The 20,062-nt window shown below is 72.0% G+C and carries 20 protein-coding genes; 12 read left to right on the top strand and 8 right to left on the bottom strand.

Annotated features, from left to right (window positions below; all coding sequences use genetic code 11):
• Positions 1 to 19: 19 nt before the first annotated feature.
• Complete coding sequence (dusB, locus tag AC0ZLC_RS10560; RefSeq protein WP_476751648.1) at positions 20 to 1,171, bottom strand: tRNA dihydrouridine synthase DusB; 1,152 nt, start codon at positions 1,169 to 1,171, stop codon at positions 20 to 22.
• A 210-nt stretch (positions 1,172 to 1,381) separates the two neighbouring features.
• On the opposite strand from dusB, the gene AC0ZLC_RS10555 reads away from it, so the two are divergent.
• Both AC0ZLC_RS10555 and AC0ZLC_RS10550 read left to right on the top strand, forming a co-directional pair.
• Positions 1,382 to 2,842, top strand: coding sequence for an MFS transporter (locus tag AC0ZLC_RS10555; protein ID WP_476751647.1), 1,461 nt, complete (start codon positions 1,382 to 1,384; stop codon positions 2,840 to 2,842).
• Between the two features lie 121 nt (positions 2,843 to 2,963).
• Complete coding sequence (locus tag AC0ZLC_RS10550) at positions 2,964 to 3,170, top strand: hypothetical protein (protein ID WP_476751646.1); 207 nt, start codon at positions 2,964 to 2,966, stop codon at positions 3,168 to 3,170.
• A gap of 38 nt (positions 3,171 to 3,208) precedes the next feature.
• Here the strand turns inward: AC0ZLC_RS10550 and AC0ZLC_RS10545 are convergent, their stop codons facing one another.
• Positions 3,209 to 3,826, bottom strand: coding sequence for a CGNR zinc finger domain-containing protein (locus tag AC0ZLC_RS10545; protein WP_476751645.1), 618 nt, complete (start codon positions 3,824 to 3,826; stop codon positions 3,209 to 3,211).
• 21 nt (positions 3,827 to 3,847) lie between these two features.
• Between AC0ZLC_RS10545 and AC0ZLC_RS10540 the strand changes: the two genes are divergently transcribed.
• Entirely contained in the window at positions 3,848 to 4,303 is a 456-nt protein-coding gene (locus AC0ZLC_RS10540) for a VOC family protein (protein WP_476751644.1), read from the top strand.
• Positions 4,304 to 4,422: 119 nt separating this feature from the next.
• On the top strand, positions 4,423 to 5,475 hold the full coding sequence (locus AC0ZLC_RS10535) for a chitinase (RefSeq protein WP_476751643.1): 1,053 nt from the start codon (positions 4,423 to 4,425) through the stop codon (positions 5,473 to 5,475).
• 99 nt (positions 5,476 to 5,574) lie between these two features.
• Here the strand turns inward: AC0ZLC_RS10535 and AC0ZLC_RS10530 are convergent, their stop codons facing one another.
• Positions 5,575 to 6,957, bottom strand: a complete 1,383-nt coding sequence (locus tag AC0ZLC_RS10530) for a glycine--tRNA ligase (RefSeq protein ID WP_476751642.1) — start codon at positions 6,955 to 6,957, stop codon at positions 5,575 to 5,577.
• Between the two features lie 173 nt (positions 6,958 to 7,130).
• On the opposite strand from AC0ZLC_RS10530, the gene AC0ZLC_RS10525 reads away from it, so the two are divergent.
• The 4 genes from AC0ZLC_RS10525 to AC0ZLC_RS10510 are packed head-to-tail and all read left to right on the top strand — an operon-like array spanning position 7,131 to position 10,249.
• Positions 7,131 to 8,087, top strand: coding sequence for a zinc ABC transporter substrate-binding protein (locus AC0ZLC_RS10525; protein WP_476751641.1), 957 nt, complete (start codon positions 7,131 to 7,133; stop codon positions 8,085 to 8,087).
• Positions 8,084 to 8,872, top strand: coding sequence for a metal ABC transporter ATP-binding protein (locus tag AC0ZLC_RS10520; RefSeq protein WP_476751640.1), 789 nt, complete (start codon positions 8,084 to 8,086; stop codon positions 8,870 to 8,872). Before AC0ZLC_RS10525 ends, AC0ZLC_RS10520 begins: the two co-directional genes overlap by 4 nt.
• Positions 8,872 to 9,774 carry a metal ABC transporter permease gene (locus AC0ZLC_RS10515; RefSeq protein WP_476751639.1) on the top strand — a complete coding sequence of 301 codons (903 nt, stop codon included), beginning with the start codon at positions 8,872 to 8,874 and terminating at the stop codon, positions 9,772 to 9,774. The genes AC0ZLC_RS10520 and AC0ZLC_RS10515 overlap by 1 nt, the downstream gene beginning before the upstream one ends.
• A gap of 58 nt (positions 9,775 to 9,832) precedes the next feature.
• Positions 9,833 to 10,249: a Fur family transcriptional regulator gene (locus tag AC0ZLC_RS10510; protein ID WP_358851064.1), complete on the top strand. Its 417-nt coding sequence runs from the start codon at positions 9,833 to 9,835 to the stop codon at positions 10,247 to 10,249.
• 90 nt (positions 10,250 to 10,339) lie between these two features.
• Here AC0ZLC_RS10510 and AC0ZLC_RS10505 read toward each other — a convergent pair whose 3' ends face one another.
• From AC0ZLC_RS10505 to AC0ZLC_RS10485, 5 genes are all read right to left on the bottom strand, one after another.
• Positions 10,340 to 11,185: an isoprenyl transferase gene (locus AC0ZLC_RS10505; protein ID WP_476751638.1), complete on the bottom strand. Its 846-nt coding sequence runs from the start codon at positions 11,183 to 11,185 to the stop codon at positions 10,340 to 10,342.
• Between the two features lie 29 nt (positions 11,186 to 11,214).
• Positions 11,215 to 11,961 carry a DNA repair protein RecO gene (gene recO, locus AC0ZLC_RS10500; protein ID WP_358851062.1) on the bottom strand — a complete coding sequence of 249 codons (747 nt, stop codon included), beginning with the start codon at positions 11,959 to 11,961 and terminating at the stop codon, positions 11,215 to 11,217.
• Positions 11,962 to 12,159: 198 nt separating this feature from the next.
• Positions 12,160 to 12,375, bottom strand: a complete 216-nt coding sequence (locus tag AC0ZLC_RS10495; RefSeq protein ID WP_476751919.1) for a hypothetical protein — start codon at positions 12,373 to 12,375, stop codon at positions 12,160 to 12,162.
• Positions 12,376 to 12,650: 275 nt separating this feature from the next.
• Positions 12,651 to 13,085 carry a protein-tyrosine phosphatase family protein gene (locus AC0ZLC_RS10490; RefSeq protein ID WP_476751637.1) on the bottom strand — a complete coding sequence of 145 codons (435 nt, stop codon included), beginning with the start codon at positions 13,083 to 13,085 and terminating at the stop codon, positions 12,651 to 12,653.
• A gap of 251 nt (positions 13,086 to 13,336) precedes the next feature.
• A complete protein-coding gene (locus tag AC0ZLC_RS10485; protein WP_476751636.1) occupies positions 13,337 to 14,098 on the bottom strand; it encodes a FadR/GntR family transcriptional regulator in 762 nt (253 codons plus the stop codon).
• A 220-nt stretch (positions 14,099 to 14,318) separates the two neighbouring features.
• Here AC0ZLC_RS10485 and AC0ZLC_RS10480 point away from each other — a divergent pair, with 220 nt between their 5' ends.
• Genes AC0ZLC_RS10480 through AC0ZLC_RS10465 form a run of 4 tightly spaced genes read left to right on the top strand, consistent with a single transcriptional unit; the run spans position 14,319 to position 20,062 of the window.
• Positions 14,319 to 15,947 carry an ABC transporter substrate-binding protein gene (locus AC0ZLC_RS10480; protein WP_476751635.1) on the top strand — a complete coding sequence of 543 codons (1,629 nt, stop codon included), beginning with the start codon at positions 14,319 to 14,321 and terminating at the stop codon, positions 15,945 to 15,947.
• A 23-nt stretch (positions 15,948 to 15,970) separates the two neighbouring features.
• Positions 15,971 to 16,933, top strand: a complete 963-nt coding sequence (locus tag AC0ZLC_RS10475) for an ABC transporter permease (RefSeq protein WP_476751634.1) — start codon at positions 15,971 to 15,973, stop codon at positions 16,931 to 16,933.
• A gap of 46 nt (positions 16,934 to 16,979) precedes the next feature.
• The gene (locus tag AC0ZLC_RS10470) at positions 16,980 to 18,968 is read left to right on the top strand and encodes a dipeptide/oligopeptide/nickel ABC transporter permease/ATP-binding protein (protein ID WP_476751633.1); all 1,989 of its coding nucleotides are present in this window, start codon (positions 16,980 to 16,982) and stop codon (positions 18,966 to 18,968) included.
• Entirely contained in the window at positions 18,965 to 20,062 is a 1,098-nt protein-coding gene (locus AC0ZLC_RS10465; protein ID WP_476751632.1) for an oligopeptide/dipeptide ABC transporter ATP-binding protein, read from the top strand. Before AC0ZLC_RS10470 ends, AC0ZLC_RS10465 begins: the two co-directional genes overlap by 4 nt.

The raw sequence follows: 20,062 nt of genomic DNA, 5'->3' as shown, positions 1-20,062 counted from the left end.
GGCTCTGCCGACGGCGGGCTCAGCCGCCGGACGTGTCGAGTTCCGCGTCCTCGGAGAGGCCCGCGCAGTCGTACGGGTCCTTGAGCCAGCCGTCCGGCAGGACGACCCGGTTGTTGCCCGAGGTCCGGCCGCGCGGGCCGTCGGCGCCCGCGGGCCACGGCTGGTCGAGGTCCAGCTCGTCCAGTCCGGCGCGCAGTTCGGCCAGGGACGAGGTGATCGCGAGGCGCTTGCGCATCTCCGAGCCGACCGCGAAGCCCTTCAGGTACCAGGCCACGTGCTTGCGGAAGTCGATGACCCCGCGGGCCTCGTCGCCGATCCACTCCCCGAGGAGCGTGGCGTGCCGGACCATGACCGAGGCGACCTCGCGCAGGGTCGGGCTCGCGCACTCCGCGCGCCCCTCGAAGGCGGCGACCAGGTCGCCGAAGAGCCACGGCCGGCCGAGGCAGCCGCGGCCGACGACGACCCCGTCGCACCCGGTCTCCCGCACCATCCGCACCGCGTCCGCGGCCGACCAGATGTCGCCGTTGCCGAGGACCGGGATCTGTGGCACGTGCTCCTTGAGGCGGGCGATGGCGTCCCAGTCCGCCGTGCCGCCGTAGTGCTGCGCGGCGGTCCTGCCGTGCAGGGCGATGGCCGTCACGCCCTCCTCGACCGCGATGCGTCCCGCGTCGAGATACGTGATGTGGTCGTCGTCGATGCCCTTGCGCATCTTCATCGTCACCGGCAGGTCGCCGGCTCCGGCGACGGCCTCGCGCAGGATCGCGCGCAGCAGGTTCCGCTTGAACGGGAGCGCCGAGCCGCCGCCCTTGCGGGTCACCTTGGGCACCGGGCAGCCGAAGTTCAGGTCGATGTGGTCGGCGAGGTCCTCCTCCGCGATCATGCGGACGGCCTTGCCGACGGTCGCCGGGTCGACGCCGTACAGCTGGATCGAACGCGGCTGCTCGCTCGCGTCGAAGTGGATCAGCTGCATGGTCTTCTCGTTGCGCTCGACCAGCGCCCGCGTGGTGATCATCTCGCTGACGAACAGGCCCTTGCCGCCGGAGAACTCCCGGCAGAGCGTGCGGAAGGGAGCGTTCGTGATCCCGGCCATGGGCGCGAGGACCACGGGCGGCTGCACCGTGTGGGGGCCGATCGACAGCGGGGACGCGGAGGTGAGGGTGGGCGCGGACATTCCCCCATTGTCGCGTACGCGGGCGAGTGCTCGTACGGGGGCGGAACGCCGCACGCCGCCGGCACACGGACCGGCACACCAGCCGGCACGCGGACCCGGACACCGGCCGGTACACGGACCGGCGCCGGGCGCCCTCCCGGCCTCCCCCGCGAAAACCCATGTAGTGGTCATTAGTTAGACGCACTACCGAAGGCGGAGTACTGTGCAGGGATGCCCGAGCCGAGTCCCCGCCGCCGCGTGCTGGTGCTCGCGATCTGCTGCATGAGCCTGCTGATCGTGAGCCTCGACAACACGGCCCTGAACGTCGCGCTGCCCTCCATGCAGCGGGAACTGCACGCCGACGTGGCCGGCCTCCAGTGGGCGATCGACGCGTACACGCTCGTGCTCGCCTCGCTGCTGATGCTCGCGGGATCCACCGCCGACCGCATCGGCCGCCGCCGGGTGTTCATGGCGGGCCTGGTGGTCTTCACCCTCGGCTCGCTGCTGTGCTCCCTCGCCCCGAACCTCGGCTCGCTCGTCGTCTTCCGGATGATCCAGGCGATCGGCGGCTCGATGCTGAACCCCGTCGCCATGTCGATCATCACCAACACCTTCACGGACCCGCGGGAGCGCGCCCGCGCGATCGGCGTGTGGGGCGGTGTCGTCGGCATCGCGCTGGCCGCCGGGCCGGTGATCGGCGGGCTGCTGGTGGACTCCGTGGGCTGGCGTTCGATCTTCTGGGTCAACCTCCCGGTCGGCCTCGCGGCGCTCGTGCTGACCCTGCGGTACGTGCCCGAGTCCCGTGCGCCCCGCGCCCGCCGTGCCGACCCGCTCGGCCAGGCCCTGGTGATCGTGCTGCTCGGCTCGCTGACCTACGCGATCATCGAGGCGCCCCACTCCGGCGCCCCGAAGACCCTCACCTTCGGCGCCCTCGCCGTCGCCGCGCTCGCGGGCCTGCTGTGGTACGAGCCCCGGCGTGCCGAACCCCTCATCGACCTGCGGTTCTTCCGCTCGGCGCCGTTCAGCGGGGCGACGGTGGTGGCGGTCAGCGCGTTCTCGGCGCTCGGCGGCTTCCTCTTCCTCTCGACGCTCCACCTCCAGAACGTTCGCGGTCTGGACGCGCTCCACGCGGGCCTGTGGATGCTGCCCATGGCCGCCATGTGCCTCCTCACCGCGCCGCTCTCCGGGCGGCTGGTGGGCAGCCGGGGCCCCCGCCCGTCCCTGCTGATCGCCGGGGTCACGATGACCACGAGCGGGGTGCTCTTCGCCGCCTTCGACGCGGAGACCTCGAACGTCACGCTCGTCGTCGGCTACGTCCTGTTCGGCGTGGGCTTCGGCTTCGTCAACGCCCCCATCACCAACACCGCCGTCTCCGGCATGCCCCGCGCGCAGGCCGGGGTCGCTGCCGCCGTCGCCTCGACCAGCCGTCAGATCGGGCAGACCCTCGGGGTCGCCGTGATCGGGGCGGTGCTGGCGTCGGGCGTGCGGAACGCGTCGTACCGGGACGTCTTCGTGTCCGCCGCCCGTCCCGGCTGGTGGATCATCGCCGGCTGCGGCTTCCTTGTGCTGGTGCTCGGAGCCCTGACCAGCGGCCGGTGGGCCCGCCGCACGGCCGAGCGCACCGCCGAGCGGCTGAGGACGGCGGAGACCGGGGAAGGACCGCAGGGCGTACAGGCCGGGGCCCGGCACTGACGTCCACAGTCGGCCGGCGATGCGCCGCACACCGAACCCGCCTTTCCGGAACCCCCGTTGATGTTGGTCTTGCTGCACACTCCTTGCTGCGCGGGCACAGCGGGGAGACGTGGAGGAGTTCATGCCGCAGATCAGCACGAGCAAGGTGAGCGGCCGGGACCGGCACGGGCGCGAACACGTCGTCAGGGTGCGGCGCGCGGGCGGGCAGCGCTCGATCAGCTGCGACACGTGCGGCTGGCGGCAGGCGGCGCAGTTCCTGCCCCGGCTGAAGGCCGAGGAGCACCTGACGCAGGCGCACGGAGCGACGGTGGAGCCCACGGCGCGCTGACCGCGTGCGGGGCCGGGCCGGGGGGTTGAGGTCGCGGGTCAGTCCGGTGCGGGCGGCTCGGTGTCGCGGCGTGCGCGCAGGGTCCGCACCTTGTGGCGGTTGCCGCACCGCTCCATGGAGCACCAGCGGCGGCGGCCCGGCCGCGAGGTGTCGACGTAGACGAGGTGGCAGTCGTCGGCGGCGCACATGCGGATGCGGTGCGCCCAGGGGCCGGTGAGCAGGTCGACGGCGTCGCGGGCGACGGTGGACAGCAGGCGGTGGCCGTCCGCGGGGCCGGCCCAGCGGCGGGCGCCGTCCGGCCCGACGGCCGGGACGAGGGGCGGCCGGGCGGCGGCTTCGTTGACTAGGCCGAGGTCACCGGGGGCGGGCGGCTCGCCTCGGGTGCGGGCGATGGCCGTGCGCCACAGGGCGTCGCGGGTGCGGCGGACGTCGGCGAGTTCGTCCTCGGTGATCTCCAGGGCGGGCGTCGGTGTCAGCCGCGACCGGGCGGCCCAGTCGAGCAGGTCGGCCGGGGTGTGCAGCACCTCGTACCGGGCGAACGCGTCCGGGCCGCCGGTGGGCAGCAGCTCCAGGCAGAGCGCGCCCGGGTCGAAACGGAAGCTGGCCCCCGCGGGAGTTGTGAGCAACAGGCCCGGGGTGGTGGACTTGGCGACCATGTAACCAATATAACTGGTTACATGGTCGCATTGAACTGGAAGCTCGTCATCGACACACAGGACGCCCCCGCCCTCGCGGACTTCTGGGCGGCGGCGCTGGGGTACGAGGTGGAGGATCCCGGCCCCCTGATCGGCCGCCTGCTGGCCGCCGGCCACCTCACCGAGGACGCCGTCACGGAGCACGGCGGCCGCCGCGTCTTCCGCGGCTTCGCGGCGATCCGCCACCCCGAGGACCCGTACGACGAGGTCAGCGGGATCGGCCGCGGACGCCGTCTGCTCTTCCAGGACGTCCCCGAGCCCAAGACCGCGAAGAACCGCCTGCACATCGACGTCCACGGCGACCCGGGCGGCCTGGACGCACTCGTGGCCCGCCTGGAGACCCTGGGCGCCACCCGCGTACGCGAACTGGACAAGGGCCCGGCGGGCCACTGGTGGATCATGCGGGACCCCGAGGGCAACGAGTTCTGCGCGGCGTAGGGCGACGGCCTCCGCGGGGAGGGGGCGGTCCAGACCTCTTGACGAAAGGTCTGGACCGCAGCACTGTCATGCCTGCGACATTCGCGTCACCTCCGTGTCCCCCACCCAGGAGGCCCCGCATGATCCGCCGTACGCTGCGCCTGCTCGCCGCCGCCCTGGCCACGGCCTGCCTCGTCCCCCTCTCGATCGCCGCCGCTCCCGGCGCGTCCGCCGCCGACACCTGCGCCCTGAAGCCGAGACCGTCCGGCAAGGTCCTCCAGGGCTACTGGGAGAACTGGGACGGCTCCGCCAACGGCGTCCACCCGCCCTTCGGCTGGACCCCGGTCACCGACTCCCGCATCCCGGCCCACGGGTACAACGTGATCAACGCGGCGTTCCCCGTCATCCGCTCCGACGGCACCGTGCTGTGGGAGGACGGGATGGACTCCGGCGTGAAGGTCGCCACTCCGGTCGAGATGTGCCGGGCCAAGGCCGACGGGCAGACCATCCTGCTCTCCATCGGGGGCGCCGCGGCCGGCATCGACCTCAGTTCGAGCGCGGTCGCCGACCGGTTCGTCGCGACCGTCGTGCCGATCCTGCAGAAGTACAACTTCGACGGCATCGACATCGACATCGAGACCGGCCTGGTCGGCAGCGGCAGCATCGGCCGGCTGTCCACGTCCCAGGCCAACCTGGTCCGCATCATCGACGGGGTGCTGTCCCGGATGCCGGCCGGCTTCGGCCTCACCATGGCCCCGGAGACCGCGTACGTCACCGGTGGCAGCGTCGCGTACGGCTCGATCTGGGGCGCGTACCTGCCGATCGTCAAGAAGTACGCGGACAACGGCCGCCTGTGGTGGCTGAACATGCAGTACTACAACGGCAGCATGTACGGCTGCTCCGGGGACTCCTACGCCGCCGGCACCGTCCAGGGTTTCGTCGCCCAGACCGACTGCCTGAACAAGGGGCTCGTCGTCCAGGGCACCACCGTCAGGGTTCCCTACGACAAGCAGGTCCCGGGACTCCCGGCCCAGCCTGGCGCGGGCGGCGGCCACATGTCGCCGGGGCTCGTCGCCCAGGCCTGGCGGCACTACGGCACCGCCCTCAAGGGCCTGATGACGTGGTCGGTCAACTGGGACGGCGCCGGGAACTGGACCTTCGGCGACAACGTGAAGGCCCTGCAGGCGCGTTGAGTCTTCCCGGCCCCCGGTCCCCCGCCCCCGGGCCCCCCGGCACGACGAAGCCCCCGGCTCCGCGTGCGCGGGACCGGGGGCCGTCGGGGCCGGGTGGTGTCAGCAGCCGATGAGGCGAGCCGCCAGGTAGCTCTCGATCTGGTCGAGGGAGACCCGCTCCTGCTTCATGGAGTCGCGCTCGCGCACCGTGACGGCGTTGTCGTCGAGGGTGTCGAAGTCGACCGTCACGCAGAACGGCGTACCGATCTCGTCCTGGCGGCGGTAACGGCGGCCGATGGCGCCCGCGTCGTCGAAGTCGATGTTCCAGTGCTGGCGCAGGGCGGTGGCCAGCCCCTTCGCCTTCGGGGACAGCTCCGGGTTGCGGGACAGCGGCAGGACCGCGACCTTGACCGGCGACAGGCGCGGGTCGAGCCGCAGCACCGTGCGCTTCTCCATCTTGCCCTTGGCGTTGGGGGCCTCGTCCTCGACGTACGCGTCGAGGAGGAAGGCCAGCATCGCGCGGCCGACACCGGCGGCGGGCTCGATGACATACGGAGTCCAGCGCTCGCCGGCCTCCTGGTCGAAGTACGACAGGTCCTGGCCGGAGGCCTTGGAGTGCGCGGACAGGTCGTAGTCCGTGCGGTTGGCGACACCCTCCAGCTCACCCCACTCGTTGCCGCCGAACTGGAAGCGGTACTCGATGTCGGCGGTGCGCTTGGAGTAGTGCGAGAGCTTCTCGGCCGGGTGGTCGTACCAGCGCATGTTCTCCTCGCGCATGCCGAGGCCCGTGTACCAGTTCCAGCGCTCCTGCATCCAGAACTCCTGCCACTTCTCGTCCTCGCCCGGCTTGACGAAGAACTCCATCTCCATCTGCTCGAACTCGCGGGTGCGGAAGATGAAGTTGCCGGGCGTGATCTCGTTGCGGAAGGACTTGCCCATCTGGGCGATGCCGAACGGCGGCTTGCGGCGCGAAGTCTGCTGCACCTGGGCGAAGTTGGTGAAGATGCCCTGGGCGGTCTCGGGACGCAGGTAGGCGACCGAGCCGCTGTCCTGGGTCGGGCCGAGGTGCGTGGAGAGCAGACCCGAGAACTGCTTGGGCTCGGTGAACTGGCCCTTGTTGCCGCAGTTGGGGCAGTTGATGTCCGCGAGGCCGTTCTCCGGGAGGCGGTTGTGCTTCGCCTCGTAGGCCTCCTCCAGGTGGTCGGCGCGGTAGCGCTTGTGACAGGAGGTGCACTCGGTGAGCGGGTCGCTGAACGTGGCGACGTGACCGGAGGCGACCCAGACCTCGGTGGCCAGGATCACCGACGAGTCGATACCGACGACGTCCTCGCGGGAGGTGACCATGTAACGCCACCACTGGCGCTTGATGTTCTCCTTGAGCTCGACACCCAGCGGCCCGTAGTCCCAGGCGGCCTTCTGGCCGCCGTAGATCTCACTGCAGGGGAATACGAAGCCACGGCGCTTGCTCAGGCTGACGATGGTGTCGATCTTGTCGGCGGCCACGGTGCTCTCTTCATTACGACGACGGGCGACGAAGCGAGATGCTGCGGAGCATTGCTTCAGAGCGAATGCTTCAGGTTACCGGCGGGGGCTCCCCCACAATCAAATCGGTCCGCCGCCGGGCCGCCCACCGGGCTTGTTGACAACGGTTTCCACTTCAGTTGAAAATGACTGTCATGAACGTACGACGGCGTCACATATCCGGCATAGCCCTCGCGGCGGCCGCCACGGTCGGCCTCGGCACCCTCTCGGCCTGCTCCTCGGACAGCGCCGCCGCGGGCAACACGGACAAGTTCGACGTCGTCGCGTCGTTCTACCCGATGCAATACCTCGCCGAGCAGATCGGCGGCGATCACGTGAATGTGACGACGCTCACCGAACCGGGCCAGGAACCGCACGACCTGGAGATCAGCGCCCAGCAGACCGCGCAGCTCCAGGAGGCCGACGCGGTCCTCTATCTGAAGGGCCTCCAGCCCGCCGTGGACGAGGCCGTCACGCAGGCCGGCGTCAAGAACAAGATCGACGCGGCCGGCCTGACCAAGCTGGAGGACCACGGCTCCGTCGAGCACGCCCACGAGGGCGAAGACGCCCACTCCGATAAGAAAGAACACGCCCTCGACCCGCACATCTGGCTGGACCCGGTGAAGTACGCCGAGGTCGCCAAGGGGGTCGCGGCGGCCTTCGAGAAGGCCGACCCGGACCACGCGGCGGACTACGGGAAGAACGCCAAGGCGCTGACCGGCAGGCTCGACGAGCTGAACACCTCCTTCGCCGAGGGTCTGAAGAACACCGAGAGCAAGGTCTTCTTCACCAACCACGCCGCCTTCGGCTACCTCGCCGAGCGCTACGGCCTGACCCAGGAGGCCATCACCGGCCTCGACCCGGAGAGCGAGCCGAGCCCCGCCCGGATCAGGGAACTCCAGAAGGAGGCCAGGGCCGACGGCGTCACCACGGTCTTCTACGAGACACTGGTGTCCGACAAGACCGCCAGGACCCTCGCCGGGGACGCGGGACTGAAGACGGCCGTCCTCGACCCGCTCGAGGGCATCACCGACAAGTCCGCGGGCGAGGACTACGTGCAGGTCATGCACTCCAACCTCAAGGCCCTCGAAGCCGCCCTGGGCGCCAAATGACCGATCCGGAGGACCACATGGGCGAGCCCGTCGTATCCCTGCGCGGCGTCCGCGCCGAACTGGGCGCACGCCCCGTCCTGCGCGGCATCGACCTCACCGTCGGCCGGGGCGAGGTCGTCGCGCTGCTCGGGGCCAACGGCTCCGGCAAGTCGACCGCCGTGCGCGCCGTCATCGGGCAGGTGCCCGTCACCGCCGGGGAGGTCGAGCTGTTCGGCACCCCGCGGGCCCGGTTCCGCGACTGGCGGCGCGTGGGCTACGTACCGCAGCGCACGACGGCCGCCGGAGGCGTCCCGGCCACCGTGACCGAGATCGTCTCCTCCGGCCGGCTCTCCCGCGCCCGCTTCGGCGTGCTGCGCAAGGCCGACCACGAGGCCGTCCGCCGCGCCCTGGACCTGGTCGGCATGAGCGACCGGGCGAAGGACTCCGTCGACGCCCTCTCCGGCGGCCAGCACCAGCGCGTGCTGATCGCCCGCGCGCTCGCCGCCGAACCCGAGCTGCTGATCATGGACGAGCCGATGGCCGGCGTCGACCTGGCCAGCCAGGAGGTGCTCGCGCGGACGCTGCGCGAGCAGGTCGCCCAGGGCGTCTCCGTCCTCCTCGTGCTGCACGAGCTGGGGCCGCTGGAGCCCCTCATCGACCGGGCCGTCGTCCTGCGCGAGGGCTGCGTGACGCACGACGGTCCGCCCCCGCGGGCGCTCGGCCAGCACGCCCTGCCCGGTCACGACCACGTACACCCGCACGCCCCCGCGGGCGCCGAACCGATTCGCACGGGACTGCTGAGCTGATGGAGATCCTGAACTACGCCTTCATGCAGCGGGCCCTGATCGCCGCCGTCCTGGTCGGCATCACGGCGCCCGCCGTCGGCATCTACCTCGTCCAGCGCCGCCAGGCCCTGATGGGCGACGGCATCGGCCACGTCGCGATGACGGGCGTCGGCCTCGGCTTCGTGCTCTCGTGGTCGCCGGTGTGGATGGCGACGCTCGTCTCCGTCCTCGGCGCCGTCCTCATGGAGCTGATCCGCTGGTACGGCAGGACCCGCGGCGACATCGCCCTCGCGATGCTCTTCTACGGCGGCATGGCCGGCGGCGTGATGCTCATCAACCTCGCGCCGGGCGGCTCGAACGCCAACCTCATGTCGTACCTCTTCGGCTCCCTGTCGACGGTCTCCGAGTCCGACGTGACCGCCATCTGCATCCTGGCGGGCTTCGTGATGCTCGTCACCCTCGGCCTGCGCCGCCAGCTGTTCGCGGTCAGCCAGGACGAGGAGTTCGCGCGGGTCACCGGGCTGCCGGTGCGGGCGCTGAACCTGCTGGTCGCGATCACGGCCGCGGTGACGGTCACGGTCGCGATGCGGGTCGTCGGGCTGCTGCTGGTGTCGGCGCTGATGGTGGTCCCGGTGGCGGCCGCCCAGCAGCTGACCCGCAGCTTCGCGGCCACCTTCGCGATCGCCGTGGCCATCGGGGTGAGCGTGATGACCGGCGGCACCGTCACGTCGTACTACCAGGACGTGCCGCCCGGCGCGACGATCGTGCTGCTGGCCATCGCGGTCTTCTTCGGGCTCACCCTGCTGGCCGCCCCGCTGGCGCGGCGCCGCACACGGGCAGCCACCGCCGCGCAGCCCGCAGGGGACCCCGCGGAGTGCACGATTCCGGCCGCCCGGGGGTCCGAAGGCACCGTCGGCGTCTGACCGGCGACGGATCGGGCTGGCACAATGGCCCGGCAGGTGCAGACGCGAGGAGGCAACGGTGACGACCGCTGGACCGTCCGTGAAGGGCCGCTCCACCCGGCAGCGTGCCGCCGTGGCGGCGGCGCTCGACGAGGTGGACGAGTTCCGCAGTGCGCAGGATCTCCACGACATGCTCAAGCACAAGGGCGACTCGGTCGGCCTGACCACCGTCTACCGCACGCTCCAGTCGCTCGCCGACGCGGGCGAGGTGGACGTCCTGCGCACCTCCGACGGCGAGTCCGTCTACCGCCGCTGCTCCAGCGGCGAGCACCACCACCACCTGGTCTGCCGCGTCTGCGGCAAGGCCGTCGAGGTCGAGGGCCCGGCGGTGGAGAAGTGGGCGGAGGCGATCGCCGCGGAGCACGGCTATGTGAACGTGGCCCACACCGTGGAGATTTTCGGCACCTGCGCGGAGTGCGCGGCGGCCGAGAGCTGACAGCCGTCGGCCCGCCCGGGCCGGGAGCGACGGGGGCGGGGCCTGGCAGCGCGGTGCGCTGCCAGGCCTCGCCCCCGTGGCGTGCGGACGCTACTGCGGGTTGCCCCGCATGGCCGCCTCCATCGCGAGCAGGTCCTCGTTCGGGACGGCGCCGCCGAAGCGGCGGTCGCGGGAGGCGTACTCGACGCAGGCGCGCCACAGGTCACGGCGGTCGAAGTCCGGCCACAGCACGTCCTGGAACACCATCTCGGCGTAACTGGACTGCCAGATCAGGTAGTTGGAGATGCGCTGCTCACCGCTGGGCCGCAGGAACAGGTCGACGTCCGGCATGTCCGGGTAGTACAGGTACTTCTGGATCGTCTTCTCGGTGACCTTGCCGGGGTCGAGCCGGCCCGCGGCGACATCGGCGGCGAGTGCCTTCGCGGCGTCCGCGAGCTCGGCCCGGCCGCCGTAGTTGACGCAGAAGTACAGGGTCATCCTGTCGTTGTCCCGCGTCTGTTCCTGGGCGACCTGGAGCTCCTGGACGACGGACTTCCACAGCTTGGGCATCCGGCCGACCCAGCGGATGCGGATACCCAGCTCGTCCATCTCGTCCCGGCGACGGCGGATGACGTCCTTGTTGAAGTTCATCAGGAAGCGGACCTCCTCGGGCGACCGCTTCCAGTTCTCCGTCGAGAAGGCGTACAGGGACAGGTTCTTCACGCCCAGTTCGAGGCAGCCCTTGAGGACGTCCATGACGACGCCCTCACCGACCCGGTGCCCCTCGGTGCGCGGCAGCCCGCGCTCCTTGGCCCACCGGCCGTTCCCGTCCATGACGACCGCCACATGGCCGGGGATCAGCTCGCCGGGGAGCTTCGGCGCCGTGGCACCGGACGGATGCGGCTCCGGCGCCTTGTACTCGCGGCGCTGGCGACCCAGGATCCCGCGTACGACCATGTGCTTCTCGTCTCCTTGATTCCGTACGTCTATTTCTCTACGTAGCGCAGGGAGCGCAGGCCGCGCTCCAGGTGCCAGTGCAGATAGGCCGACACCAGACCGCTGCCCTCGCGGACGTACCGCGGCTCGCAGGCGTCCGCCGTCCCCCAGTCTCCCGTGAGCAGCGCGCCGAGCAGTTCCAGGGCCTGCGCCGAGGGTACGACGCTGCCGGGCACCCGGCAGTCGGCGCAGACGGAGCCGCCCGCGGACACCGAGAAGAACCGGTTCGGGCCGGGCATCCCGCACTTGGCGCAGTCGGTGAAGCTGGGCGCGTAGCCGTTCACCGCGAGGGAGCGCAGCAGGAAGGCGTCCAGGACGAGGTGCGGCTCGTGCTCGCCGCGGGCGAGGGTGCGCAGTCCCCCGACCAGCAGCAGATACTGCTGGACGGCGGGTTCGCCCTCGTGGTCGGTGAACCGCTCCGCGGTCTCCAGCATGGCCGTGCCCGCGGTGTAGCGCGCGTAGTCGGTGACGATCCCGCCGCCGTACGGGGCGATCGTCTCGCTCTGCGTGCACAGCGGCAGCCCGCGCCCGACCAGCTCGCTCCCGCGCGCGAAGAACTGCACGTCCACGTGCGAGAAGGGTTCGAGGCGCGCCCCGAACTTGGACTTGGTGCGCCGCACCCCGCGCGCCACGGCCCGCACGCGCCCGTGTCCGCGGGTCAGCAGCGTGATGATGCGGTCGGCCTCCCCGAGCTTCTGGGTGCGCAGGACGATGCCGTCGTCCCGGAAGAGACTCATCGCCCGCTCCCGCGGTCGTCCGGCCCGCGGGACGGCCGGTGGCCCCCGGCGGGCCGCGCCCCGGCCCGGCCCGCCGCACCGGGCGTCCGGGTGCGTGGCGCGGTGCCCTCGTCGCGGAACAGACTCATGCCGCCCATTCTCGCCCACGGCGTCCGTGCTCCGGGCCGGGCGGGCTCCTTTCGGCCCGGCGGTCCCCCTTCACGGCACCTCGCGGCGGGTGCGTGCGACGGCGTACGCCGTGACGGCGCCGAGCCGCTCCGCCGCGGTGGCACTCCGCACGGCGTCCGGCTCGCAGTCCCACTCCCTGCCGCCGCCGTACGGCCTCAGCTGGACGTACGGCCCCTCGTGCCCCATCACGACGCCCACCCGTCCGGTGCGGAGGTCGACGGCGTGCGCCCCGACCGGCGGCGTCACCGGGAGATCCGGGTGGTCGGTGGACGTCGCCGGGATCCCTGTTCCTGCCGCCCGCGATTCCTGCACTGCTTCCTCCGCCTCGTCGACGTGGGGCGCCGGCCCGCCCCGGGCGGTGCGTGTCCCGCCCCCTCCCGTGCTCCCCGCCGCCTGCGAGTTTCACTCTTCGCATGCGGAGCGTGACGCACCGCATCTACACTCGGCCGCGGTCCGGACTCCGCACATGCGCGGCGGGATCCGGGCTTCGTGTGCGCGGCGGACGGTGCCCCGGGTTTCGCTCAGTCAGGGAAGCGGCGCACGTACCGCCGCTGCCAGGGTGTCTCCACGGCACGAGGGTCGTAGTGGGCGCGGACGAACGCTACGGCCTCCGCCGGCGGCACCCCGTCGAGGACGGCCAAGCAGGCGAGGGCCGTCCCGGTGCGGCCGCGGCCGCCGCCGCAGGCGAGTTCGACGCGCTCGGCGGCGGCCCGCTCCCAGGCGGTGGTGAGCACCTCGCGGGCCTCGGTGCGGCTGCTCGGCAGCCGGAAGTCCGGCCAGCGCAGCCAGTGCGACTCCCAGGGCACCTCGGCCGGCCGGCCGCCGAGCAGGTGCACGGCGTACGTGGGGACGGGGGCGTCGGCCGGGAGCGGGCGGCGCAGGGCCCGGCCGCGGACCAGGCGGCCGGAGGGGAGGCGCAGCACTCCGGCGCCGGCCGGGTTCCAGGTGTCGGTCACCGCCCCAGCGTAGGACGCGTCGCGCGCGGAGCGGTCCGCCCGCCGGAGGTCACACGCCCGCCCGCCGGAGGACGGGGTCCCGGCCCGAGCGGCCCGCCCGCCACAGGACGCACGCGCGCCCGCCAGCCCGCACAGCGCGGTCCGCCCGCCGCAGGACGCGCCCCGCGCCGAGGGGTCCGCCCGCCACAGGACGCGTGCCCCGCGCCGAGCGGTCCGCCCGCCGGAGGACGGGGCCGCCCCGTGCGGCCCGGTCAGCCCACTCCGTGGGACTCCTGAGCGGCCCGGGACTCGATGCCCCGGAAGTGGTCCGCCATCGCGCGCTGCGCGGCCTCGACGTCACGGGCACGCAGGGCCGTGACGATGTCGCGGTGGCGGCGGACGGTCAGCTCGGGCGCCGGGTCGTCCGTCCAGCCGCGGGCGCCGGCCACCCGCCGGAAGACGGTCCAGAAGGCGCCGAGGAGCTGCGGGACGAGGGCGTTGCCGAGCGAGGCGTAGAGCAACTCGTGAAATTCGCGGTCGAGTTCGGGGAAGGGCAGCCCCTTGCCGCCCGTCTCCTCCATCCGGGCGACGACGGCTTCGAGGCGGTCGAGCTCGGCCTCGGAGAGCGTGGCCGCGACCCGGCGGATCAGGCCTTCCTCCAGCACCTCGCGGACCTGGAGGATCTCGGTCAGCGCGCTGGTGTCGTCGTCCTGCTGGGCGAGCGTGCGGAAGGTGAGGCCGTCGACGAGGGGGGTCAGCGACGCCTGGCCGACATAGGTGCCGTAGCCGTGCCTGATCTCCACTATGTCCAGGGCCTGGAGGGCCTTGAGGGCCTCGCGGACGGAGTTGCGGCTCACGCCGAGGTCCTCCATCAGCTCGGTCTCGGTGGGAAGCGAGGCGCCCGCCTGGAGCCTGCGGTCGAGGATCAGCTGCATGACCTCGCGCTGGATCTGGCTGCTCACCCGCCGTTCACGGGCGATGCGCGTCCCCGCGGGCCTGGGCCGGTTCCCGGTCTCCTCAACCATGCGCCGCATCGTACGCTCGCCGGACCTCGGACGTCCCACCTCGGGGCGGATCAAACCTCAACCGCCCTGCTTTCACGGCTTCATCGGTCGCACCCGTGGAAGACGCGCCATTCGTGCGCCACCCCTTGACCGCCCTCGCGGCCCCTCCTATGGTCACGCTGCCGCCCATGACGTAGGACGTCGTATCTCCCCTCGTTCGAGCCGCTCTCCCACTCCTGCTGGAGGAACCGTGCGCGACGTGACCCCCGTTCCGGCGCTGCACCGCCGGTCGTTCCTGAAGTACGGCGGCGCGCTGGGCGCGGCCGCCGCCGTCTCCTCGTCGCTGTCCGCCTGCTCGTCCGGGCCCGAGTCCACGAACGACACCGGCGGCGGGAAGGGGGGCGAGGGCGGCACCCTGACCGCCGTCATCGGCTACGGCAACGACGGCAGCTGGGATCCGACGCAGACCGCGTCCGCCTTCTGCATGGCCGCCAACAACCACATCTACGAGGGCCTGCTCGACACCGACCCGATCTCCCGCGAACCGTACGCGGCCCTCGCCACCGAGGTGCCCGCCGACCTGACGGGCATCTCCTGGAAGTTCCGGCTGCGCCCGGGCGCCACGTTCCACGACGGCAGGCCCGTCACGGCGGACGACGTCGTCTTCGTCTTCGACCGGATCCTCGACCCGAAGACGCAGACGCTCGCCAAGGGCTTCTTCGCGGGCTGGCTCAGGACGGTCCGCAGGATCGACGCGCAGAACGTCGAGCTGATCCTCAAGTTCCCCTTCCCCGAGGGGATCTCGCGGCTCACCCTGGCGAAGATCATGCCGAAGCACGTCTTCTCGCGGCCGGGCGCCTGGGACGAGGCGATCAAGGGCAAAGCGGTCGGCTCGGGTCCGTACCGGCAGACCGCCCACCACCCGAAGTCGAACACCACCTTCGAGGCCTTCGCCGACTACAACGGCCCGCGCAAGGCGGCCTTCGCGAAGATGAACTGGCTGACCATCGTGGACGCCGCACCCCGCGTCGCGAAGATCTCGGGGGCGAGCGCGGGAGCGCAGATCGCCGACAACATCCCCTACGCCAACATCGAGCAGCTGAGGAAGAGCGGCATGACCGTCCGGGGCGGGGCCGGCATGAACAACCTCTTCCTCATGTTCAACACCCGCCACAAGCCCTTCGACGACGTGCGGGTCCGCCAGGCGCTGCACTACGCCATCGACACCGGCAAGATGATCGAGGTCGCCCTGAAGGGGCACGGCAGGGCGGCGACCTCCTTCCTGAACGAGGCCAACCCCGCCCACCGGCCCGCGAAGACCGTCTACACGTACGACCCGGACCGGGCGCGCAAACTCCTGAAGGAGGCCGGGGCCGAGGGGCTGAAGATCGACATCCTCGCGGTGAACGTCAGCTGGATCGTGGACTGTCTGCCGACCATCAAGGCGTCCTGGGACGCGATCGGGGTGCGGACCACCCTCTCGCCGCAGGAGACCACGGCCGTGTTCACGAAGATGGACCAGAAGCGGGACTACCAGGTGGTGGCCGCCGCCTCGAACCCGAACCAGTTCGGCCTCGACGCCGACCTGGTCATGCACTACAACCACGGCCCCCAGAACCTGTGGATGGGCTACGCCCGCTGGGCCGGCGACCCCGTGGCCAGGAAGCTCTTCAAGGACATGGACCAGGCGACGCGGGAGCCCGACCCCGACCGCAAGAAGACGATGATCCAGGACTACATCGACGTCGTCGCGGAACAGGCCGTCCTCTACCCGGTGGTGCACAACGAGCTGATGACGGCCTGGGACCCGGAACGGATCACGGGCGTGCGCGCCCAGCCCTACCCGGGCGTCAACCTCCTCCAGGCCAAGTGGGCCTGACCGGCGGGCGGGAGTGATTGTCCGTGGTCACCGTCGCCCGAATCCTGGCCCGCCGCATCGCCCTGCTGGTACCGCTGATGCTGGGCATCGTGCTCTTCGTGTTCCTGGTGATGCGCTTCTCGGACGTCGATCCGGCGTCCGCGTTCTTCCAGGGCGCCAATCCGACACCCCGGCAACTGCACGACTTCCGGGAGGAGAACGGTCTGCTCGATCCGCTCCCGGTGCGCTACGTCCACTTCATCGGCGACCTGCTGCACGGCGACCTGGGCATCAGCGCGCTGACCCGGGCCCCGGTCGCCGACCAGGTCACCACCGCGCTGCCGCTCACCCTCCAGCTCACCTTCCTCGGGCTGGGCATCGCCGTGGTCCTCGCGCTGCTCGGCGGGGTCACCGCGGCGATCCACCGGGACGGGCTGCCCGACCAGGTCATCCGGATCGTCTCACTGACCGGCGTCGCGGCCCCCGGCTTCTGGCTGGCGCTGCTGATGATCCAGTACCTCGCGGTCGGCCGGGGCTGGTTCCCGACCGGCGGTTACGTCAACCCCGCTGACTCGCCGACCGGCTGGCTGAAGACCATGACCCTGCCGGCCTTCGCGCTGTCGCTGCCGGTCGCGGCCCAGCTCACCCGGATCGTGCGCACGGCCGTGGTGGAGGAGCTCGACAAGGACTACGTGCGGACGGCGATCGGCAGCGGCCTGCCGCCCGTAGTGGTCGTCGGCCGGAACGTCCTGCGCAACGCCCTGATCAATCCGCTGACCGTACTGGGCCTGCGGGTCGGGTATCTGCTCGGTGGGGCGGTCGTCATCGAGACGATCTTCTCCCTGCCCGGAATGGGGAAACTGATGATCGACGCGGTGAAGAACGGCGACCCGGCGGTCGTCCAGGGCGTCGTCCTGACGACGGCCACGGGTTTCGTGGTCGTGAACCTCGTCATCGACATCCTCTACCTGCTGGTCAATCCGCGGCTGCGGGACGCGGCCCGGTGATCCCCGCGGTCCGCGGCCCGGCGACCACCCCGGGGGACACGGTCCGATGATCACTCGTACGCGTCTGACGGAGGCGCTCTCCCGTCCCGGCGTCCGGCTGCGCGGCCTGCGCCGGCTGCCGCCGCTCTCCAAGGCCGCGGTGTGCTTCCTCGCCCTGGTCGCCCTGCTGGCGGTGTTCGCCCCGCTGCTCGCCCCGCACGACCCGCTCGACCAGCAGACCCCGGTGGACGGCAGCGGCCACCCGTCCGGCGCGCACTGGATGGGCCAGGACAGCCTCGGCCGCGACATCCTCAGCCGCCTGATGCACGGCGCCCGCTGGTCCCTCGCCATCGGCCTGGGCGCCACCGCGCTCGCCCTCGTCGCGGGAGCCCTGCTCGGCGCGGTCGCGGCGACCTCCCGCAAGGCCGTCGACGAGACGCTGATGCGCTGCCTCGACATCGTCATGGCCTTCCCCGGCATCGCGCTGGCGGCGGTCCTGGTCGCCGTGTTCGGCGGCGGCATCACCGTCCTGATCTGCGCGATCGCGTTCCTGTTCATCCCGCCGGTGGCCCGCGTGGTCCGGGCGAACGTCCTCGACCAGTACGGCGAGGACTACGTCACCGCGGAGCGGGTGATCGGCGCCCGCACCCCGCACATCGTGCTGCGGCACGTGGCCGTCAACTGCGCCGCCCCCGTGCTGGTGTTCTGCACCGTCCAGGTCGCCGAGGCCGTCGTCTTCGAGGCGTCGCTGTCCTTCATCGGCGCGGGCGTGCGCCCGCCGGACCCGTCGTGGGGCAGTGTCATCGCCGACGGCAAGAACATGGTGCTGACCGGCGGCTGGTGGGCGACCGTCTTCCCCGGGCTGCTGATGCTGATCACCGTCCTGTCCCTGAACATCCTGTCCGAGGGGGTCTCCGACGCATGGGCGGCGCCGGCCGCCCGCGAGGTCGCGACGCGCAGGGACGCGGACCCCCTGGAGGCACCCCGGCCGGGCAGCGGCCAGATACTCGAACTGCCGGGGCTCACCGAGGCGGCACGACGCCTGCGGTCCCGGGCCCGGCCGCTGCCGGCCGGGCCGCCGGTCCTGTCCGTGGAGAACCTGGCCATCGGCTTCGACGCCCGGCACGGCGGGGTGGACATCGTCGACGGCATCAGCTTCGACGTCCGCCCCGGCGAAATCCTGGGCCTGGTCGGCGAGTCGGGCTGCGGGAAGTCGCTGACCGCGCTGGCGGTGATGGGCCTGGAGCCGAAGGGCGCGCGCGTCCGCGGCCGGGTCCGCTTCGACGGCCGGGAGCTGACGGGTGAACCGATGCGGGTCCGGCGCCGGCTGCTCGGACACGAGATGGCGATGGTCTACCAGGACGCCCTGTCGTCCCTGAACCCGGCGATGACGATCCGCGCACAGCTCCGGCAGGTCGTCCGCAGGGGCGGCGAGCGCACCCCCGCCGAACTGCTGGCCCTGGTCGGTCTCGATCCCGCCCGCACCCTGCGCAGCTACCCGCACGAACTGTCGGGAGGCCAGCGCCAGCGCGTCCTGATCGCCATGGCGCTGTCCCGCGGCCCGCGGCTGATCGTCGCCGACGAGCCGACCACCGCGCTCGACGTGACGGTCCAGGCGCAGATCATCGAACTGCTGCTGCGCCTGCGCGCGGAACTCGGCTTCGCCCTGGTCCTCGTCTCGCACGACCTCGCGCTCGTCGCCGACGTCACCGACCGGGTGGTGGTCATGTACGGAGGTCAGATCGTGGAGACGGGCGGGACCGCGGACCTGGTGGAGGCACCGGCACACCACTACACGCGGGGGCTCCTCGGCAGCGTGCTGTCACTGGAGTCGGCGGCCGTGCGGATGACGCAGATCAAGGGAGTGGTGCCCTCCCCCGCCGACTTCCCGGCGGGCTGCCGGTTCGCCGACCGCTGCCCGCTGGCGGGCGAGGTCTGCCGGGCGGTGACGCCCGCGCTGCGGGGCCGGGCCGCGCACACGGCCGCCTGCCACCACCCCGCGGTCGACCTGACCCCGGGGGCCGCCACCACCACGGGGAACGAGGCCGTCACGTGACCACGCAGAGCGGGCGGAACGACGGCACGAGCGCGCTCGTCACGCTGTCCGGCGCCCACGTCGTCCACAGGGCCCGCAGCGGTGGCCTGTTCACCCGGGACCGGGTGTACGCGCTCACCGGAGCCGACCTTTCCGTCGCGCCCGGCGAGACGGTCGGCGTGGTCGGGGAGTCCGGGTGCGGCAAGTCGACCCTCGCCAAAGTGCTGGTGGGGGTGGAGCGGCCGACGTCGGGCACGGTGTCCTTCCGGGGCCGCGACCTGTGGACCATGAAGCCGGCCGAGCGGCGCCTGGCCGTCGGCAGCGGCACGGGCATGATCTTCCAGGACCCGTCGACCGCGCTGAACCGCCGGCTGACGATCCGGCGGATCCTGCGTGACCCGCTGGACGTGCACCGGCGCGGCACGCCCGCCCAGCGGGAGGACCGGGTCCGGGAACTGATGTCGCTGGTCGGGCTGCCTGCCGCGCTGGCCGACGGCCTGCCGGGGCAGCTGTCCGGCGGTCAGCGCCAGCGCGTGGCCATCGCACGGGCCCTGGCACTCGACCCGGAACTGGTGGTGGCCGACGAGCCGACCAGCGCCCTGGACGTCTCCGTACGCGCCCAGATCCTCAACCTCCTCCTCGACCTGAAGGAACACCTCGGTCTGGCGCTGGTCTTCGTCTCGCACGACATCCAGACGGTGCGCCGGATGAGCGACCGGGTCGTCACCATGTACCTGGGCCGGATCGTCGAGGAGTCCCCGGCCGAGGAGGTCACCGACCGCGCCAGGCACCCGTACACCCGCGCCCTCTTCTCCGCGACGCCCGGGCTGCTGGACCCCATCGACCCGATCCCGCTGGCCGGCCCGGTGCCCTCGGCGACCCGCCCGCCCAGCGGCTGCCCGTTCCGCACCCGCTGCTGGAAGGCCGACGACGTCTGCGCCGCGCTGATGCCGGACTTCGCGGCGGCGTCCTCGCCGGAGCACCGCTTCCGCTGCCACCATCCTGTGCAGGAGAGCCAGTCGACGCGGGACCTGGTGGCGCAGGCCGCCGCCGCGACGGGTGTGCCCTCCCCGGCCGCCGCCCCGGCCGGCATCCCGGCCCAGCAACAGCCCTAG

Source organism: Streptomyces sp. GLSS-08 (genome assembly GCF_056387915.1).
This window is presented reverse-complemented; position numbering and strand designations above follow the sequence as displayed.

Coding starts and splice junctions, on each gene's coding strand:
- AC0ZLC_RS10555 (WP_476751647.1), top strand. CDS start 1,382: ATGCCCGAGCCGAGTCCCCGCCGCCGCGTGCTGGTGCTCGCGATCTGC.
- AC0ZLC_RS10505 (WP_476751638.1), bottom strand. CDS start 11,185: ATGGTCGTACGCGGGATCCTGGGTCGCCAGCGCCGCGAGTACAAGGCG.
- AC0ZLC_RS10470 (WP_476751633.1), top strand. CDS start 16,980: ATGATCACTCGTACGCGTCTGACGGAGGCGCTCTCCCGTCCCGGCGTC.
- AC0ZLC_RS10485 (WP_476751636.1), bottom strand. CDS start 14,098: ATGCGGCGCATGGTTGAGGAGACCGGGAACCGGCCCAGGCCCGCGGGG.
- AC0ZLC_RS10515 (WP_476751639.1), top strand. CDS start 8,872: ATGGAGATCCTGAACTACGCCTTCATGCAGCGGGCCCTGATCGCCGCC.
- AC0ZLC_RS10520 (WP_476751640.1), top strand. CDS start 8,084: ATGACCGATCCGGAGGACCACATGGGCGAGCCCGTCGTATCCCTGCGC.
- dusB (WP_476751648.1), bottom strand. CDS start 1,171: ATGTCCGCGCCCACCCTCACCTCCGCGTCCCCGCTGTCGATCGGCCCC.
- AC0ZLC_RS10535 (WP_476751643.1), top strand. CDS start 4,423: ATGATCCGCCGTACGCTGCGCCTGCTCGCCGCCGCCCTGGCCACGGCC.
- AC0ZLC_RS10540 (WP_476751644.1), top strand. CDS start 3,848: ATGGTCGCATTGAACTGGAAGCTCGTCATCGACACACAGGACGCCCCC.
- AC0ZLC_RS10545 (WP_476751645.1), bottom strand. CDS start 3,826: ATGGTCGCCAAGTCCACCACCCCGGGCCTGTTGCTCACAACTCCCGCG.
- AC0ZLC_RS10550 (WP_476751646.1), top strand. CDS start 2,964: ATGCCGCAGATCAGCACGAGCAAGGTGAGCGGCCGGGACCGGCACGGG.
- recO (WP_358851062.1), bottom strand. CDS start 11,961: ATGAGTCTCTTCCGGGACGACGGCATCGTCCTGCGCACCCAGAAGCTC.
- AC0ZLC_RS10525 (WP_476751641.1), top strand. CDS start 7,131: ATGAACGTACGACGGCGTCACATATCCGGCATAGCCCTCGCGGCGGCC.